Consider the following 17,479-nt stretch of genomic DNA (forward strand, 5'->3'; position numbering starts at 1 on the left):
GGCGGTGATGAGGCCGATGCCGCCGGCACGCTGCAAACGCTGGCTGCGCAGATCGCTCGCGGCAAATGCCTGTAGACGCTCTTCGATCTGCGCCATCTCGCCTTCGGCGGCGGCGATCCTTTCCAGCGGCGGGAGTGTCCATTCGATCAATCCAGCGGACGCGCTGCGCGCGCCGCTGATTTCGGGTGTTAGGCCCCGCAATCAAACTGTCGCGTCACGAAACGCCTTCAATACTGCGTTCATGCGGGTTTGCCAGCCAGTGCCTTGGTTGCGGTACCACTCCAAAACGTCCTTATCCACGCGCAAGGCAATTTGCTCCTTGCGTTTTTCCGGCGGCTTGGCCGGCCGTCCGCGCTTGGCGCGCAGTTCGGCAACACCACGGTGCGCAGTGGCGCTTTTCCAGTACTTCAACGTTGCCGCCTTGCTCTTGGGGTCGTACGACACGTCAGATTTGGGGGTACGCTTGGTAGTACGCTTCACGTTCATAGGGTTCTGCCTCGCGGCACGAGATCAGTCTTGGGCCGTCCTCGCGGTCGGTCCACACAAGCACAACGACACGGCCATGCGCCCAGACTCACCAACCGTTGCTCGCCGTAGTCTTCGCGGTCATCCTCGCGGGTGAGCATCGGGCTATCAAACGCTTCCATGCAGCCGGGCAGGTCAACGCCATGCTTGCGCAGGTTCTTGCGGCGCTTGGCGGGGTCGTGGCTCATGCATAATTATCGTATATGCACTAATTGTAGGTTGCAAGTCCCGCATGGGCATGGGCTAACATCTCGGTCAACCGGACATAATATCATTTTTCAATGACGGTCGGAAGTTATTGGCGTTGACGCGAAGTTTGGATGGCGGCGTTCAAAAAGATAAAAATTGCAGCCCATCTGATGGAAGTACTTCACGGAAGGTTGCTCCAGGTTTTGTTTACGTAGCATTTCAGTAGATTTCGGTTGCATTTCAGATTCTTCGGGTATTTTCTAATGTGCTCAATTCTTATGCGGCAGTTATCAGCTTTCGTATCGATTTTTTTTCTTTTTGTGGGTGCATTGATTTGCGGTGGATGCGCGAATCATGTGAGGCGAGAGGTGCCGCATTTAGAACAGCCGCCGCCGCCACAGACGCAAGTTGTGGCTGACGCCGTCGTAGATGAAGCTGCGAAGCCGTACGTTGCCGCCGATGATGAGCAGTTCTCAGGAGGCCAGGCTACATCTCAGCCAATGCCAGGATATCCTTTGACAATGATTCCGCGACATCTGGCGCTCGTCACGGTGAGGGTCAAGCTAGCTGTGGATGCGCAAGGGAAGGTTAGCGACATACGTATAGCGCAAGCGGACGATTTGACAACTCACCCCATAGAATTTGATGAGGCTGTGCGCGAAACGGTTTCGCAGTGGCGATTTACCCCGCTGGCGTACGGACGTTGGGAAGATGTCAAGGACAAACAGGGTAATACGATCGGCTCCCAGATCGTCAACGTAGCAGCAAAACCTTACAGTGTGGATTATGTATTCCGCTTCGAACTGCGCGATGGCAAGCCGATAGTGGGCGGTGCCTCACAGCTTCCACCGGGGAGTTGATGTCGCTTCACTCAATTGAGTGAAACGCTTTGCGTGCTCGATATGCTCAGGAATTTGCAGAATTTCACGTTACGACTGATCTTTATGACGGTCTCGTTCAATCACCGCTGTCGCCGATGCCCGGGGATCAACCGGAACATCCGGATGGCGACCACCTAGTTAGCCAGGTTGTCGCCGGGTCGGTCTGACCGGTTGCTTGGCACATCGCGCTGCCGGGGAATCGAGCGTTTCAGGTCATGACCTGCGCGGCATCGGAAGGTGAGCGAAGCGTTCGATGTCGCCGATCTCGGCAACGAGGGTGGCGGCGTTGACGAGGCCACCACCTGACAGGCGTGGCCCTGGGCGAGCAGATGGCGGTAGATCGCATAGCCGCACGGTCCGGCTTCGTAGGTGAAGATCAGGGTTCGTTGCAATCCACCGAGTTGGCGCACCACCCGATCCAGCCAGGGCAGCTCGATCCCGAGTACCTCGCGATGCAGATACAACCATGCGGAAAGCGCCTGGTTCTGCGTCGCCGCAGCGACGTTGCCTTCGGTCGCCAGACCGCTCAGGAATGCTTCGACCTCGGCCGGCCCCAGCTCGCGCGGACGCCGCTTTCCATTGGCGAGTATGAACCGCCTGCGCCAAAGCAACAAAGCATCCCGTTTGCGCAAAGTGCGATGGTCAAGATGTAGTCTCGCCCACAGGCGCAAACTCACTTCTCGATCCGGTAGTTGATCCCCGCCCGACTCGACAACGTCCCGTTCTGCATCTCGAAATTGAACAGACGCGTCAGCTTGTAGCGCAGCGTGACGACCTGGCCTGGGGTGAACAGGCCGACGCCGTAGCTCATGTACAGGCGCGGCGAGAGGTATTTGCCGACGGTGAGCGCGGCACCCCCGACGGAAGAGTTGTCGGCGACGCCGACGTCGTCGAGGCCCATCTTCGCGCCGACGCTTTTCGCGAGCAGGTCGCCGCCGGCGGTGCCGAGTGCGGAGGCGGCGCTGCCGACCGCGTTGCCTTCGCCGCCTTTCAGCGCCGACAGCGGTTTGCCGGTGACCAGGTAGCTCAGCGCGTCGGATTGCTCCATCGCCGGCGTTGAGAACACGGTCAGGCGCGGCGCGACGGCGGTGCCGCGCACTTGCAGGCCGACCGTGATGCTCTGGTCGGGAAACGCGCGCGTGGCACGGATGTCCAGGCCGGGATTTTCCACCGGCGTGCCGGCGAACAGCAGGCGGCCCTGTTCGATCCTGAGGTCCTGGCCGTAGGCCTTGAACGTGCCGTCGACCTGGATCTGGCCGCGGCCGACCGGCGTCTTGCCGGGCTGTTGCGCCACCGTGAGCTGGCCGCCGAGATTGGCGTCGAGGCCGAAGCCGATCAGGTGCACCTCGCTGCCCTGGCGCAGGTCCATCGCGAGTTTCTCGCCGGCGCCGAGCTTGACCGTGACTTCGACCTCGACCGGCGCATTCGCCACCGCGTTCGGCGGCGGCTCCTTGTCGTCGGTGACGACGATGTCGGGCGAGGGTGCGACCGCCGCGCCGCCGCCGGGCAGCTTGGATACATCAACCAGCATCTGCGGAATCTGCAAAGTGCCGCCGACGCGCAGGCGTTTCGCATCGCGATCGATCTTGAGGTCGGGTGAAATGTATACCTTGGCGCCGGGGATATTCGCGGCGAGGAAGCGGTCGCCCTGGATCGTGATCGCGATCGGCGCATCGGGCGCGATGCCCGCATTGCCCTTGAGCGCGAGCTTGCCTTCGTCGGAGGCGATGGAGCCGTCGATGTCGAAATTCTCGCCGTCGCGCGATTTCACCACGATGTTGCCGTCGTGCAGCTTGAGTCCGGCCGCGGGCACTTCGGTGCCGAAGCCGACGAGCGCGAGCTGGCCGTCGACGCCGGGCTTGTTCGTCGAACCCGACAGTGCGAACTTCGCCTCGACCTTGCCCTTGGTGCCCGAGACTTGTGTGGTCAGGAAATCGACGAACGAGAGATTGTTGATGTCGAGCGCAAGGTTGCCGGACAGTGGCATCGCGCCGGAGGCGTCGGTCGCGCCGGTGACGATATGGCCGTCGATGCGGCCGCCGTCGTTGAGGTCGCCCGCGATCGTGACCGTGTTCTGCGCGGGCGCGAGCGCGGCGTCGATGCGGAAACCCTTGTAGCTCAGCAACGCTTTCGAGGCCGAGTCGGGATAGATGATCGTGCCCTGATCGGAGGTGATCGTGACGCTGCCGGTCAGCGCGCCGTTCGGCGTGGCGACTATCGCGCCGTTGCCGTTGAGTTCGCCGTCGAGCTTGACGGTCGAGTCGGGGCTGCCGAGCTTGGCCAGCATCGCGAGCGGCAGATGTTCGAGTGAAAACTTCGCGTTGGTGCCGGTTTTTGCGTCCTGCCGCGCCTGCGCGCAGATGGCCGGCGTGCCGGCACGCAGGCACGACTGATCGAGGTTGAATACGCCGCCGACATATGACAACGCAGTCGGTTGCGCGAGTTTCCATTCGGGCAGGCCGTTCTGGTCGATCGTCAGCTCTTTCAGCGTGCCGCGCCAATCGCTCGATGTCTTGGTTTGTGTCAGCGCGCCGTCAAGGGCGAGCGCAAGCGACAGCGGCTTGCCGTGGACGTCGAGATTCAGCTGATGCGCTCCCGGGTTGCCGCTCGCCGCCAACTTGACCGTGTCGAAAGTGTAGCCGGCCGCGGACAGCGTCTTCGCATCGAGCGCGAGCTTGCCGCTCGGCGCCGACAGGTCCTTCGCATCGAAATCCAGGGTGAAGCTTTGCAGGTGCGTGTCGCCGCTGGCGATCGCGCTGCCGCCGAGCTTGCCGCTGGCGTTGAGCTTCGGGTAGGCGCCGTTGACCGCGATCGAGCCGCGCACGCTGCCGCCGGCCTTGGGCAGCCAGTCGCCGAGGCTGGCGAGGTTGAGATCGATCTTCAGGTCGGTCGCAGCGTCCTTGCCCGCACCGCCCTTGCCGACGAGCGCGACCGTGCTTTGCCCCGAGGACAGGTTGAGCTTGCCGTCGATGGCGAGCGGCGGCGCGAACGCGATGTCGCCGTTGCCGGAAAGCGGGCGCTGGCGCAGCGTGCCGCCGAGGTGGTCGAGCGTGAGCTTGCCGGCAGGGCCGTCCTTTTCCACATTTCCACTTGTGGATAATTGGAAGTCGATCGCGCCGGGCCAGTCTTTCGTGAACGCACCCGGATCGAACTTGTTCGCCTTCGCGACGAGGTTCCAGCCGATCGTGGGCTTGAGCACGATGTCGCCGGTGGCGTTGAGGCCGCCCCTGGGTTGTTTCAGTTCGAGCTGGGCGAGCGAGATTTTCTCCGGCGTGCCGCCGAGCTTGAAGGCGAGGTCGGCGATCTGCTTGGGCGGTCCGATCGATAGTTCACCCTGCGCGTCGAACTTCTCGGCGTTGCCGCCGGCCGTGATGCTGCCGTGCGTGGCGATTTCCTGGCCGGCGAGGTCGGCCGGCAGCACGACGTCGGCCCAGTCGAGCTTGACGTCGCCGCCGACCGGTTTCGCATCGAGATGGACCTTGGCTTGAGCGGTCAGCGTACCCGGCGCGTCGGGCGAGCGCAGGCGCAACGGGTCGAGCGTGAGCGTCTTGCCGTCGCTGGCGAACTTGAGCGGATCGAGCAGCACGCGGTGATTGTTGATGTCGACGCTGCCGCTCAGCGTGCCGGTGTTCCTGTCGCCGCTGCCGCTGAGTTTCAGCGCGAGCGTCTTCAGCGTCTCGCTCTGCGTGAGTTTTTTCGGATCGAAACTCGGTACGTCGAGGTCGATGGTCCACGGCAGGCTCATGTCGCTCGCCGCCAGCGTGCCCTTGGCGTTGGCGATCAGCGGCTGGCTTGCCGCGAGCGTGAAATGCGCCTGCTTGCCGTCGCTGTCGAGATCGATGCGGGCGGCGGCGCGCATCGGCGCCGATTTTTCATCGCCCGGAATCTTCCAGTCGACATCGAGCTTGCCCTTGCCGGCGACGTCCTCGTATTGCGTGATCGTGCCGGCAAGATCGACCTTGCCATCGGGTGCACGCAACGCGAGCTGTTTGAGCGTCAGCGCGGCGTTTGTCCACGTCGCGGCGGCGTCGAGTGTGTCGCTGGCGAACACGGGCTTGCCGTTCTGCGTGATCTTCGTCGCGCCGACGTGCAGCCGATCGAGCAGGATGTCGAGCGGCGGCGTCAGCAGCGATTGCATCGACGGCGTGGCGGCCTGCGGCGGCTGCGGAGCCGGCGGTACCGTAGTCAGCGCGACGTCGACTCCGTCGATGTCGAGGCTGCGCACATGCACGGTCTTGCGCAGCAAACCCCAGAACTCGTAGTCGAGCTTCAGTGTTTTGACTTTGACATCCAGACCCGAGGCCGGATCCTTGTAGGCGAGATCGTGCAGTTCGAGCGGGCTGGTAAGCGTGCCCTTGGCCTGCGCGAGCGCCAGTTTGCCGGCGAGCGAAGATTTCGCGCGTTCAATCGCGAAGCGCGCGCCCGATTCGGTCGCGAGCAGCCAGAAGCCGAGTGCTATGAAAAGGACGAGGATCGCGGCGAGCGCGATAGCGGTCCACTTCAGCGTTTTTTTCAGGCGCGGGCTCACAGGTCGGGCCCGATGATGAGGTGCAGCTGCACGCCGTGGCGTCCTTCGGGATCGTTGACCGGGAAGCCGAGGTCGGCACGCACCATGCCGACCGGCGAGCGCCAGCGCAGGCCGAAGCCGGTGCCGATGTGGGTCTTGAAGTCGCCGAACGCGCTGAACGCGTCGCCCGCGTCGACGAAGGTGCCGATGCCCCAGTTCGGGGTGAAGTAGTACTCGTATTCGGCGCTGGCGACGGCGAGGTTCTTGCCGCCGATGATGAGATTGCCGCAGTCGGTCGTCGACTTGCCGGCGTTGCACTTGGCGATCGCGATCGGCAGCTGGTCGGCCGGCAGCGGCGGGCCGACGGTCTGGTAGGCGTAGCCGCGGATCGAGCGGTCGCCGCCGCCGAAGAAGCGCAGTTCGGGCGGCAGCTTGTCGAAATCGCCGACCGCGGTCGCGCCGAGCGAGCCGCGCACGATGAGGCGCTGGCGGTCGCCGAAGCCGCGGATCCACTTCGCGTCGGCGCGTGCCTGCACGAAGCGCGTGCTCGGACCGGGGCTGGCGCGCGCGTCGAGGCTCAGCGAATAGCCGTCGCGCACGAAGCCCATGTCGTCGGCGCGCTTGCGCTCGAGCGAGACTTCGGGATAGACCAGGGTCGAGGTGCCGTCGATGTTGGCGACCGTGTAGGTGCCGCTCAGCGCATTGATGCCGAGCGTGCGGTTCCAGCCGTGCCAGTAGCGCGTCTCGTTTGCCGTGAGCCGCAGTGTGTCGGATTGCGCCGTCTCGGTGTCGATGTTGCGGTAGGCGACGCCGAAGTTGTAGGCGCGGTTGTCGTCGCCCGGCAGCGGGATCGTGTAGGTGCCGGCCAGCATTTTCTCGCGCTGCGCGATCTCGACTTCGATCTTGGCCTTGTGCCCGCGCATGTTGACCCAGCGCCGCGTGATGCTGCCCTTGATGCCGGGGCCGATGTCGGAATCGACGAAGATCCCTGCGGTGTAGATGTTGCGCGGCGCCGGCGCCAGGGTGACGTCGATCGGGATCACGTCGCCGACTGCGTGTTCCTTGTCGGGCAGCACGTCGACGATGGCGAAGTAGTCGGCGTCGACGAGTTTCTGCTGCAGGCGCAGGAGCCGGCTCTGGCTGTAGAAATCGCCTTTGCGCCACGGAATGTAACGGTCGAGCACGCCGTCGTTGAGCTGGCTGCCCTTGAAAACCACCTCGCCGAAGCGGTAGCGCCCGCCGACGTCCCACTGGAGCGAAATCGCCGCGCGGTTGGCGCCACGCGAGACCTCGACCTTGTGCACGGTCTGCTTCGCGTCGAGGTAGCCGACCGCGAACAGCGCGGACTGCACGGCGGCCTTGCTCTTTTCGTAGGCGGTGCTGTCGAACGGCTGGCCGGACTTCGGCGTGAAGTTCGCCAGTGCCGAGGCGACTTCCTTCTCGTCGCGCGCCGGGCTCGGCACCTCGACGGAAAAATCGCCAACCAGCAGGCGTTCGCCCGCGCGTACATGGAGGATCGCCGTCCAGCCCTGTGCGGTTTCCTTCAGCTCTCCGTCGGTCTTCGCGTTGTAGTAGCCCCAGGCTTCGAGCGCCTTGACGATCTGCTCGCCTGCGTTCCTGTACAGACGCTGCGCCTGCGCAGCGCTGACATCCTGCTTTTCGTACTGGGTGATTTCGGCGGCGGTGGCGACGGCGGCCTTGAGCGGATCGTCGATGCCGTCGATCTGCGTGGTGATCGTGCCGGCCTGGGCGCCCACGCAGCACGCAAGCGTGAGCAGCGCAGCGGCACGGCCCGCACGAGTCTTCCTGAGTGACGCCTTCCCGGGATTCGCATCCATGAGAGTTTTATAACACGGGCTCCGCATTTGCTGAGTTACAGGTCGGCGAATTCCACGACCGTCCGTCGGCTCGCGCTCAGGCGTAGCCGATGTGGATGCGCGGCGCGACCTGCAGTTCACGCTTCGGTTCGCGCAGCGGCTTGACCGCTTCCAGCTCCGCAACCATCTCGACGACGAGATTGCGCTCGCGCTGGATGCGTTCGTGCAGCGCCCCCGGATTTGCGGCCCCCTGCAGCGCGGCAGGTACGAACAAGGTGACATTGAGCGGCTGCCAGTCGCCGCGATAGCCGTAGTCGGCACGCCAGTAGTACGGCTGGGAAAAGTAGCCGAAGCTGCCGGGGAAATAGCCGCGCACGTGGGTAGGGTCTTCCCAGGCGTCGTCGCTTCCGCCGTGCGGCACGCGCACCCAGGCTTTCGCACCGGGTTTGGCGACGCGGTGCAGCTCCTGCATCAGCGGCAAGGTCTGCGGGATGTGCTCGATGACATGGGAGAGCAGGAATTCGTCGACCTGATCGTCGGCGAATGGAAGCGGTGTGGTAGCGCACTGGCCGAGGTCGGCCACGACGTCGATGCCGGGCAGCCGCATCCAGTCGATGTTGACCCAGCCATCGAGGACGTTGCGTCCGCAACCGAGATTGAGGCGCAGCGGGGAAACGTTGTTTGGCATGCTGTTCATTCGCCGGCGCGGTTCAACCGCTCTTTTCCCCCGAGCGCTGGGCGACGAGCGCGCCGATCAGCGCCGACAGATACGGTATCGCCTGCGCGGCGAGAATGAAGATCCACAGCTTGCCTTCGGCGTAGTCGGTCAGGTGGCGCGTGCCGGGTGGCTCGACGGCGCCATTGATCCAGTGATCGATCAGACCGGGCAGGCCGAGCATGCCGGCGATCGCGAGCGCGATCGCGACGAACATCAGCAGTTCCTCGCGCACCGCGGTGAACGGGTTGGGCTTCTTCGACAGGCGCCGGCTCTTCGCGGTGCGCACGAATTCGCCTTTCTTCTTCCACAGGCCGAGGTAGATGCCTCGTGCGATCGCGTGCGAAAGGCCCATGCTCGCGATCGAAGCCATGATCGTGTCGCGCCACGAGCACGGCACGCGCACGCGGTACAGCCAGATGCCGACGACGGCTTTGAACACGAAGAAGCCGATGATCGGGTAGATGAAGAGATCGAGCGGCAGGGCGAAGTACTGCGGCAGCGCGAGCATGCCGGCGGTCCACCATAGCGCGAGCCCGGTGAACACCATGTGCAACGCGTCGGCGAACCAGGAGAACCAGCCGGTGAGGAAGTGGAAACGCTGGCCGGCGGTCAGCGGACCCTTGCGCGTCATCCAGCCCCAGCGGCCTTTCAAAATCTGCATTGCGCCGAACGCCCAGCGATAGCGCTGCGACTTGTACGCGGTGAAGTCGGCGGGCGTCAGGCCGCGGCCCATCACCTCGTCGACGTAGTTCAGCTGGTAGCCCGCGTGCATCAGGCGCAGGCCGAGTTCGGCATCCTCGCAGATCGTCCACTCCGACCACTTGCCGGTCGATTCGAGCAGGTCGCGGCGCACCATCGTCATCGTGCCGTGCTGGATGATCGCGTTGCGCTCGTTGCGATGGTGCATGCCGATGCGGAAGAAGCCGTCGTATTCCCAGTTGGTCATGCGGCGGAATTCGTTGTGCTCCCAGTCGCGGTGCGCCTGCGGGCACTGCACGACGGCGACCTTCGGGTCGTTGAAGTAGCCGGTCAGCGCCTTGAGCCAGTCGGCGCGCACGGCGTAGTCGGCATCGACCACGGCGATGACTTCGGCACGCGGATCGGTCACTTCGAGACCGTAGTTCAGCGCGCCGGCCTTGAAGCCCGGCCACGGATTGAGATGGAAGAAACGGAACTTCGGCCCGAGTCTGGCGCAGTACTCCTCGACCGGCTTCCACACCTCGTCGCGCTTGGTGTTGTTGTCGATCACGAGCACTTCGAAGTTCTCGTAGTCGAGCGCGGCGAGCGAGTCCAGCGTCAGGATCACCATTTCCGGCGGCTCGTTGCACGCCGCGAGATGAATCGATACGAACGGCTGCTTGTCCCCGGGACCGGGCGATAGCAGGCCGAAGCCACGCAACCAGTACTTGCGCCACAGCACTTCGGTGAATTCGAAGCCGTTGATCAGCAAAATCAGAATGATCGCCAACTGCGCCGGGAACAGCACGACCAGCATCGTCCAGTCGAATGGGCTGAGATAAAACGCGAGCGGCAGGGTTGCCGACCAGACCAGCAGCGACGCCGACAGCTGGATCAGTGCGCAGAAGAACAGCACGCCCATCCACTTGAAACGCATGAAATGGCGCGCGAAGAAAAACATCGGCAGCAGCGCGAGTAGCGCGGCGATGGCCGCTTTGGTCGGCCAGGACGGGTCCTCGACGATGCGGCCGGTGAACGAGAACTTCGGCTGGCGATCCGCGCCGTAGACGCCCCAGTACGCGCCGACACGGCCTTCGATGCCTTCCTTCCAGGGCTGGTCGAAGGCTTCCATGATGAAGTAGTCGATCTTGCGCCAGGCGGCTTCCTTGACGAACTGGCGCACGAACTGGGCTTCGTCCTCGACCGAGGGTTGCGCGACTGTGTTGCGGTCGCCGGCCGAGGGCCAGCCGACCTCGCCGATCAAAATTTTCTTGCCCGGAAATGCGCTTTGCAACTGCACGTAGTTGCTGAGCACGCCGATGCCGACGGCGTCCTTGCGCGGAATCTTTTCCCAGTACGGCAGCAGGTGGATGGTGATGAAATCCACATGCTGTGCAAGCTGCGGGTACTTGAGCCAGACCCAATACGGTTCGGCCGTCGATACCGGCACTTTGACCTGCGCGCGCACGCGGTCGAGGTAAGCGATGAGGTCGTCCACGCCCATGTCGCCGCGCAGCAGGGTCTCGTTGCCGACCAGCACGCGATCGATGTTGTCGTTGTGCCGCGTCGATTCGATCAATGCGGCGATCTCGTCCTCGTTGCGCTGCAGGCGGCGATCGAGATAGGTGCCGGCGAGCACCTTGAGACCGTATTTTTTCGCGATCGAGGGGATCGCCGGGTTTTCGATCGAAGAATAGGTGCGGATCTTGTCGGTACGCGTCGCCAGCAGCTTCAAATCGGCGTCGACTTCCTCGGCGGCGGGAAAAATGTTGCGACGCGGATCCTGGAAACGCTGATAGGGCACATAGGCGAAGCCGCCGATCTTGCCGCTGAACTCGGGCACTACCGATGGTCGGTTGAGCACGGCCCAGAGCGCCATGTTCGCCAACGCGAGGATGATCGCGAGAGTGGCGGCGCGCCAGAGGGAAAGCGTGGAGGAAGGTCTCGCTGCGGAACTCAAGCCGTGGCCTTGGTGATCGTTGTCGCGCCGCGGGGCGCGTCCGAGCGTCGCAGGATAGCCGAAGCGCCAGCGCGCCTCAATTTACCGGCGTTTGCGGAGGCGGAGCGGGTGCCTTCGGCGCACGCAGCTTGTTTACCGCGATCGGCACCAGCGCGAGCAGGACCAGGCCGATCATCGGCCACAGCACCTGTGGGTCGTGCAGCAGGTCGGTGCTGATCGCCTTGTTCGTGCCGATGTTCTTCGCCAGCGAGGCGCCGAGCCAGGTTTCGATGCCGGTCATGGCAAGTCCACCGATCGCGGTCGCGGTGACGAACAGCCACAGCGGGCAGCGCAGCCAGGCCAGCGCCATGGTGACGCCGCCGAACGGAAAGAACGGTACGAGGCGCAGGAAGAACGTGTAGCTGATCGGTTGTGCGAGGTAGCCGCCACGCAGCCGCGAGACGAGGCCGGGCGCCTGCTCGCCGTGGCCGTGGTCGCCGAACGCGCGGCGCGATGCCAGGAACAGGATCAGCGCGCCGAGCGTCACGCCGACGATGTTGAGCAGCGCGCCGAGAATCACCCCGAACAGCATGCCGCCGGCCATGATCAGCACGACCATGCCGGGCAGGCCGGTCGCGATCGCGAGCATCACCGCGCCGATGTGGCAGAGGGCGGACACGATTGGATATTCGCCGATGAACGCCTGCAGGTTGGCCTGCTCGGCGGCGAGGTTGTCCGGGCGGAAGCGGTCGAGCACGCCGGAGAAGAACAGCGCCACGCCGATGCCGATCAGCACGATGAGGGGCCAGAACGAACGCAGTTGTTTCATCGATGAGGCGAATGCCGGTCAGCGCAAAAAGGGTCGGCAAGGATAGCGGAGAACGGTTGCCGGCGTAATCTTTTGTAACGAGAAAATCACCTACGCACCGTGCGCGAATGCGGTGATCTCCTCGCGATCGTGATAGAGCTGCCTGGCGCGGATATCGGCCTTGGCGCCTAGCGTGTCGCGCAGCAGGTCCAGGCACAGGCGGGTTTCGTCGTAGCGCTTCTTCATTGGCAGTTTGAGGTTGAAGATCGCGTGTCGGCACAGCCCTTCGCGGAGCCATTGCGCAATCAGCGTCGCTACGCGCCGCGGCTGCTCGACCATGTCGCAGACCAGCCAGTCGACCGGTTTCTGCGGCCGCCAGCGGAAACCGTCGGCGCGCACATGCGTGACCAGGCCGGACTGCATCAGCGCCGCGTCCATCGGCCCGTTGTCGACCGCGGCGACGCGGATCGAGCGCCGCACGAGTTGCCAGGTCCAGCCGCCCGGCGCGGCGCCGAGATCGACCGCACTCATGCCGGGCTTTAGCCAGCGCTCGCGTTCGCCCTCGTCGAGCAGGACGAGGAACGCCTCGTCGAGCTTCAGCGTCGAGCGGCTCGGCGCCTCGCGCGGAAACTTCAGTCGCGGGATGCCCTGCGGCCATGGCGAGCTGCGTGCCGGGTCGCCGCCGCACAAATACACCTTGTCGCCTTGCGGGAAGAACGCGTGCAGGCGTTGGCCGGCAGAAGGGTCGATCAGGCGCGCCTTCTTCATTGCACCGGCAAGCGCGCTGCCGAAGCTGCGGCAGAACGGCGCCAGCGCCTTGCCATCGTTCGTGTCCGGGGCCTCGACGAGCACCTCGCGGAAGCGCAGGTTGCGTTCGCGCAGTGCGGCGAGGATGGGGCTGATGCGATCGCGCACGGGCAACTCGTCCATGCGCGCGAAACAGGGCAGCGCCTGGCGGGCGAAGATGAAGGCTGACGCATCGGCAAGCGCGCAGAGTTTGGCCGCGGTCGAACCGGCAGCGGCGACGAATTCCACGAATGCGCTGTCGCGCAAGGCGCGCACGTGGCCGTAAACGCCGAGACCGGCGGCGCGCGCGCCAATTTCCTGCGCGCACTCGCCTTCGAAACCGGCGCGGCAATACAGGATGACACTTGAGGTTGAATCGGTGTGGTCCACGCCGGTTGATGTGCGAATGCGATGAAGCGTAAAGTCTAGCGGCTGGGAATCATGCCGACCATCCGGACCCGCTACCACTCGCGGAGTCGACACTGGGGCACTCAGACAACGGAACCGGTCGCGCAAGCGCGGCTCGGGTCTCTTCCATCTGGCATCGAGGAGAGCATCGAAATGAATTCGAGTGTGATTCGTCCGCGTTTCCTGGTCGCTTGCATTGCCGCCTGCCTGGCGACGACCGCCGCGACCCATGCGGGCCCCGTGGCGACGGGCTCGGTGCGCGCCGCCGACGCGGCAAGCGTTGCGACGGCGGAAAAGAAAACCTACATCGTCATGTTCTCCGAGCCTTCGGTTGCGCTGCGCAATCGCGCCCTGCGTTCGGGGAAGGTCAGGAGTTCCGGATCCACTGCGGCCGTTCCGTTCGCACGCGATTCGAATGGCCGTGCCTACCTCGACGCGCGCAGCGAAATCGCTCGAAGCTATCGTGCGAGCCTGATCTCCGCGCAAGCCCAGCACCGACTGGAAATAGAAAGGAACATCGGCAGATCGGTCGCGTTCTCGCGTACGTTCCAGTACGCGATCAACGGCGGCACGATGCTGTTGAGCGACAAGGAGGCTGCGCGCATTCGATCGCTGCCCGGCGTGGTTTCGGTTGTGCCCAGCCGGACGATCTACGCCGACGACGACGTCAGCTCGCGCTTTATCGGTGCCGACGTGCTCTGGCGCGGCAACAACCGCCGCCCGCCCGATGACAGCTTCACCTATCCGAGCCTGGACAGCCTGTTCGGCGACCTCGACGGCAGCGGCGGCTACAAGGGCGACGGTGTGGTGATCGGCGTCATCGATACCGGGTACAACAGCCAGAGTCCGTCGTTCCAGGCGATCGATGCCAGCGGCTATGCGGTGACCAACCCGCTCGGCAGCGGCAACTACCTCGGCGACTGCAACGTAGCCGGCATCAGCTTCGGCGGTTGCAACGACAAGGTCATCGGCGTGTATGACGAATACAGGCGCGGCCAAAACCAGGCCGGCGTCAACGTCGAAGATACGAACGGCCACGGCAGCCATACGGCGAGCACGGCCGGCGGCAACGCGCGCTCGGGAAGCCTCGTCGGATTCGCCGCGAACTTTTCCGGCATCGCGCCGCATGCGAACCTCGCGATCTTCAGCATCACCCCGCCGGGCAGTGGCTCGGCCAGCGACGCATCCGAGCTCAGCGCGATCGAGGATGCGATCAAGGATGGCGTCGTCGACGTGCTCAACATGTCGTTCGGCGGCTGCAGCGAGCCGAGTTACTGGAGTGATCCGGTTTCGCTCGCGTTCCTCGCCGCGCAGGACGCGAACATCTTCACCGCATTGTCGGCCGGTAATACGCGGCCGGTGACGACCTGTGCGCGCCAGTCTTCGCAGTCCCCCGGTACGCTGGGCAATGCGATGCCCTGGGTGACCACGGTCGCGGCGACCACGCCGCCCGCGGGCGAGGCGACGATGCAGCTGAGCCTCACCGGTCCCGGCACGCCGCCGGCGGCGACGAGGGGCATCGCGCTGATCGAAGGCACGTACGACACGCCGCTGGAGACGGCATTGCCGGCGAGCACGCCGATCGTGATCAGCCCGCAGTTCGACGCCGGCGATCCCGGCAGCACCAAGGCGCCGGCGCACGGCAAAGACGGGTGCAACGGCTATCCGGCGAACATATTCAACAACTCGATCGCGTTGATCAGTCGCGGTACCTGCACTTTTGCAACCAAGGTATCCAATGCGATCGCGTCCGGCGCGATCGCCGTGGTCATTGCCGACAACCGCGTCGAAGGCGCATTCAGTCCGACCGCCGGTCCGCCGGTGGTCAGTGTGCCGGTGTTCTCGGCGGGCCAGTCCGCCGGCCTGGCGTTGCAGGCCTACCTCGGAGCAAACGGCGGTACAGGTACGGCCTCCATGGGTTTTCCAGCCGCGCGACCCGAGGCGCAAGGCGATGTCCTCGCCGGCTTCAGCCTGCTCGGCCCGGTGTTGACGCCGGTTGCATTCGACGTGATCAAGCCGGACATCGCGGCGCCCGGAGTGGGAACGCTGGCCGCGTTCAACAATGCCTTCGCCGCGACGGACGGATCGGTCGTTTCGGCCGGCGCCCCCGACGCCGTCGCTTTCGAAAGCGGCACTTCGATGGCTTCTCCGCACATCGCGGGCGCAGCGGCCCTGCTCGTGCAGGCGCATCCGGATTGGAGCGCCGCCGAGATCAAGTCTGCGCTGATGATGACGGCCACCGCCGTTGTGATCAAATCCGACGGCAAGACGCTGGCGGATGTCTATGACGTCGGGTCCGGCCGCGTGCAAGTCGACAAGGCCGCCGCCGCGGGCCTCGTGCTTGACGAGACCAGTGACAATTTCTATGCGGGGGACCCGACTCAGGGCGGCGATCCGAGCACGTTCAACATTGCCAGCCTGCAGAACTTCCATTGTGCAGGAACATGCAGTTTCACCCGGACCTTCCGCAATACCCAGAACAGCGCCGTGCAATGGAGAGTGACGGCGGGCGGCGATCTGGCCGACCAGATCACGATTCAGCCCTCGGCATTCACGGTGCAGGCCGGAAAGACCGTCACGTTGACGATCAGCGTGGACGCGCGCGGGCTTCCGGCCGACGGCGGCTACAGTACCGGTGCGATCTACCTGATTTCGCCAATCGCATTGCCGCCCGTATACCAGAAGTTGCCGGATCTGCACTTGCCGATCGCGGTGGCGGTACCGCCGGCATCGATCGGAACGTCATCCAATGTGGTGAATATCGATCTGAACGGCAAGGCGACAGGCAGCGCGACGCTCGGGTTCGCCGATACCGGTGGCGACAGCATGAGCTTCCGGCAGAAATCACAGGGAGCGGCCTCCCTGGTTTGGGCCGCGCAGAAGGACAACTCCGGCTACTACAACTTCACGAGCACGCATTTCGTCAAGCCAGGCAGCGGTGATCTCGACCAATTTCTGGCGGACGATTTCGCCGTTTCGGGAAATGCAGTCGATCTGGGCACGATTGTTGCGACGGGACACGCGGTTCACCCCTTGTCGACGTTCGGCGCCAGCCTGGCCTTGCATTGGCGAATCTATGCCGACGACAACGGGTTGCCCGGCAGTCAGGCAGCCTGGAGTTACGATGCGACCGCGAGCAGCCCGGGGGTAAGTGTGGCGAACGATGTCATCAGCCTGGATCTCGTTGCCGCAAGACAGAGCACGGGACTTGCCGCGGGTCGTTATTGGCTGGTGGTTTATCCGGATCTGCCGTGCAACGACAATGACGGTACCGGTTGCGCCGAAGGGTGGAGCTGGGACACGAGCTGGTACGGCAACGACAACAGCTGGGCGTACATCAGTTCGGCCGCGGGTGCAGCGTGGTCGAACAGCGGAACAAGCGGGTACGGCCCGGGCCTGGCGATGGCGGTGACGACACGTGCTTCGTGTTCCAGTCCGGGCTGGCTGACACTGACCCCGAACGGTGGAAGCGGCGCGGTTTCAGCGCTTCAGCCGGCAACGGTGACGTTCACCGCGGCGAAGGCTGGCTACGCACCGGATACCTCGGCGTCGAGCTATGTATGCTTTGATACGAACTATCAGGATCCAGCGTCCTCGGTGGAAATTCCCAGAGGCTCGATCGCCATCCAGGTCAATGCCCGGAATTGACGAATACCGGGCCTTTCCCGCCCGCCGCCGCGGGTGCACATTCGCTTCCAGTGCCGAGTGGCGGTGGGACGAGGGGATTGTTGCGGCGGCGGTAAAGGCCGGTTAAAATCGGCGTCCTTGAGATTTCACTCTTGCGTTCATTGCGCTCGTGTGGCTCAAGTGGAATTGGACACAGCGCCATACACGACATGGGGGGCAGGAAGCTCCCTGGAATCGTCATAGGGATGTCGACAAGGCCCGAAAGCCCTTTGCTTGACGGGTTTGTCAAGCGCCAGTTATAATCCCGATTCTTGGCAGCCCGGATCATGTCCGGGCTGCGTTTTCGTCTACTCCGTTGGGAAGGACGGCCGTTTCGTGATCGTCAGTCTTCGCGAGCGGGGCGAGTGCAGTAATCTCATTTCTGGATCGAAAAACAGCATGTCAACCGTGAATCAGCTGGTGCGCAAGTCGCGCAGCCCGAAGACCTACAAAAGCGCGTCCCCGGCACTGGAAAACTGCCCGCAGCGTCGCGGCGTTTGCACGCGCGTCTATACCACGACGCCGAAGAAGCCGAACTCGGCCCTGCGCAAGGTCGC

Annotated in this window: 10 protein-coding genes and 2 pseudogenes; 3 read left to right on the forward strand and 9 right to left on the reverse strand. The window is 64.1% G+C overall.

What is annotated here, in order from left to right; translation table 11 throughout:
- Positions 1-201: 201 nt before the first annotated feature.
- Complete coding sequence (locus tag AC16HO_RS07225; protein WP_395643045.1) at positions 202-486, reverse strand: BrnA antitoxin family protein; 285 nt, start codon at positions 484-486, stop codon at positions 202-204.
- Positions 483-713 (reverse strand): BrnT family toxin, encoded by a 231-nt coding sequence (locus tag AC16HO_RS07230; protein ID WP_395643044.1) that lies wholly within the window; start codon positions 711-713, stop codon positions 483-485. Before AC16HO_RS07230 ends, AC16HO_RS07225 begins: the two co-directional genes overlap by 4 nt.
- Before the next feature lie 234 nt (positions 714-947).
- Between AC16HO_RS07230 and AC16HO_RS07235 the strand changes: the two genes are divergently transcribed.
- The gene (locus AC16HO_RS07235; protein ID WP_484335345.1) at positions 948-1,574 is read left to right on the forward strand and encodes a TonB family protein; all 627 of its coding nucleotides are present in this window, start codon (positions 948-950) and stop codon (positions 1,572-1,574) included.
- Between the two features lie 425 nt (positions 1,575-1,999).
- Here the strand turns inward: AC16HO_RS07235 and AC16HO_RS07240 are convergent.
- The 7 genes and pseudogenes from AC16HO_RS07240 to rlmM form a co-directional block, all read right to left on the reverse strand.
- Positions 2,000-2,272: pseudogene (locus tag AC16HO_RS07240) on the reverse strand (site-specific integrase); the annotation flags it as partial.
- Positions 2,269-6,123 (reverse strand): translocation/assembly module TamB domain-containing protein, encoded by a 3,855-nt coding sequence (locus AC16HO_RS07245; RefSeq protein ID WP_395643042.1) that lies wholly within the window; start codon positions 6,121-6,123, stop codon positions 2,269-2,271. The pseudogene AC16HO_RS07240 and the gene AC16HO_RS07245, both read right to left, overlap by 4 nt.
- On the reverse strand, positions 6,120-7,940 hold the full coding sequence (locus AC16HO_RS07250; protein ID WP_395643041.1) for an autotransporter assembly complex protein TamA: 1,821 nt from the start codon (positions 7,938-7,940) through the stop codon (positions 6,120-6,122). The genes AC16HO_RS07245 and AC16HO_RS07250 overlap by 4 nt, the downstream gene beginning before the upstream one ends.
- Before the next feature lie 76 nt (positions 7,941-8,016).
- A complete protein-coding gene (locus AC16HO_RS07255; RefSeq protein ID WP_395643040.1) occupies positions 8,017-8,607 on the reverse strand; it encodes a class I SAM-dependent methyltransferase in 591 nt (196 codons plus the stop codon).
- A 22-nt stretch (positions 8,608-8,629) separates the two neighbouring features.
- Positions 8,630-11,275, reverse strand: a complete 2,646-nt coding sequence (locus AC16HO_RS07260) for a glycosyltransferase (protein ID WP_395643039.1) — start codon at positions 11,273-11,275, stop codon at positions 8,630-8,632.
- A gap of 76 nt (positions 11,276-11,351) precedes the next feature.
- Positions 11,352-12,083, reverse strand: coding sequence for a TVP38/TMEM64 family protein (locus AC16HO_RS07265; RefSeq protein WP_395643038.1), 732 nt, complete (start codon positions 12,081-12,083; stop codon positions 11,352-11,354).
- A 90-nt stretch (positions 12,084-12,173) separates the two neighbouring features.
- The gene (gene rlmM, locus AC16HO_RS07270; protein WP_395643037.1) at positions 12,174-13,238 is read right to left on the reverse strand and encodes a 23S rRNA (cytidine(2498)-2'-O)-methyltransferase RlmM; all 1,065 of its coding nucleotides are present in this window, start codon (positions 13,236-13,238) and stop codon (positions 12,174-12,176) included.
- 171 nt (positions 13,239-13,409) lie between these two features.
- On the opposite strand from rlmM, the gene AC16HO_RS07275 reads away from it, so the two are divergent.
- Together AC16HO_RS07275 and rpsL are read left to right on the forward strand one after the other, a co-directional pair.
- On the forward strand, positions 13,410-16,904 hold the full coding sequence (locus AC16HO_RS07275) for a S8 family serine peptidase (protein WP_395643036.1): 3,495 nt from the start codon (positions 13,410-13,412) through the stop codon (positions 16,902-16,904).
- 417 nt (positions 16,905-17,321) lie between these two features.
- A pseudogene (rpsL, locus tag AC16HO_RS07280) lies at positions 17,322-17,479 on the forward strand (30S ribosomal protein S12); the annotation flags it as partial.

It is taken from the genome of Rudaea sp. (assembly GCF_057139185.1).

Excerpts from the sequence above, each read along its gene's own strand:
- AC16HO_RS07250 (WP_395643041.1), bottom strand. The coding sequence starts at position 7,940 with ATGGATGCGAATCCCGGGAAGGCGTCACTCAGGAAGACTCGTGCGGGC.
- AC16HO_RS07230 (WP_395643044.1), bottom strand. The coding sequence starts at position 713 with ATGAGCCACGACCCCGCCAAGCGCCGCAAGAACCTGCGCAAGCATGGC.
- AC16HO_RS07265 (WP_395643038.1), bottom strand. The coding sequence starts at position 12,083 with ATGAAACAACTGCGTTCGTTCTGGCCCCTCATCGTGCTGATCGGCATC.
- AC16HO_RS07275 (WP_395643036.1), top strand. The coding sequence starts at position 13,410 with ATGAATTCGAGTGTGATTCGTCCGCGTTTCCTGGTCGCTTGCATTGCC.
- AC16HO_RS07255 (WP_395643040.1), bottom strand. The coding sequence starts at position 8,607 with ATGCCAAACAACGTTTCCCCGCTGCGCCTCAATCTCGGTTGCGGACGC.
- AC16HO_RS07225 (WP_395643045.1), bottom strand. The coding sequence starts at position 486 with ATGAACGTGAAGCGTACTACCAAGCGTACCCCCAAATCTGACGTGTCG.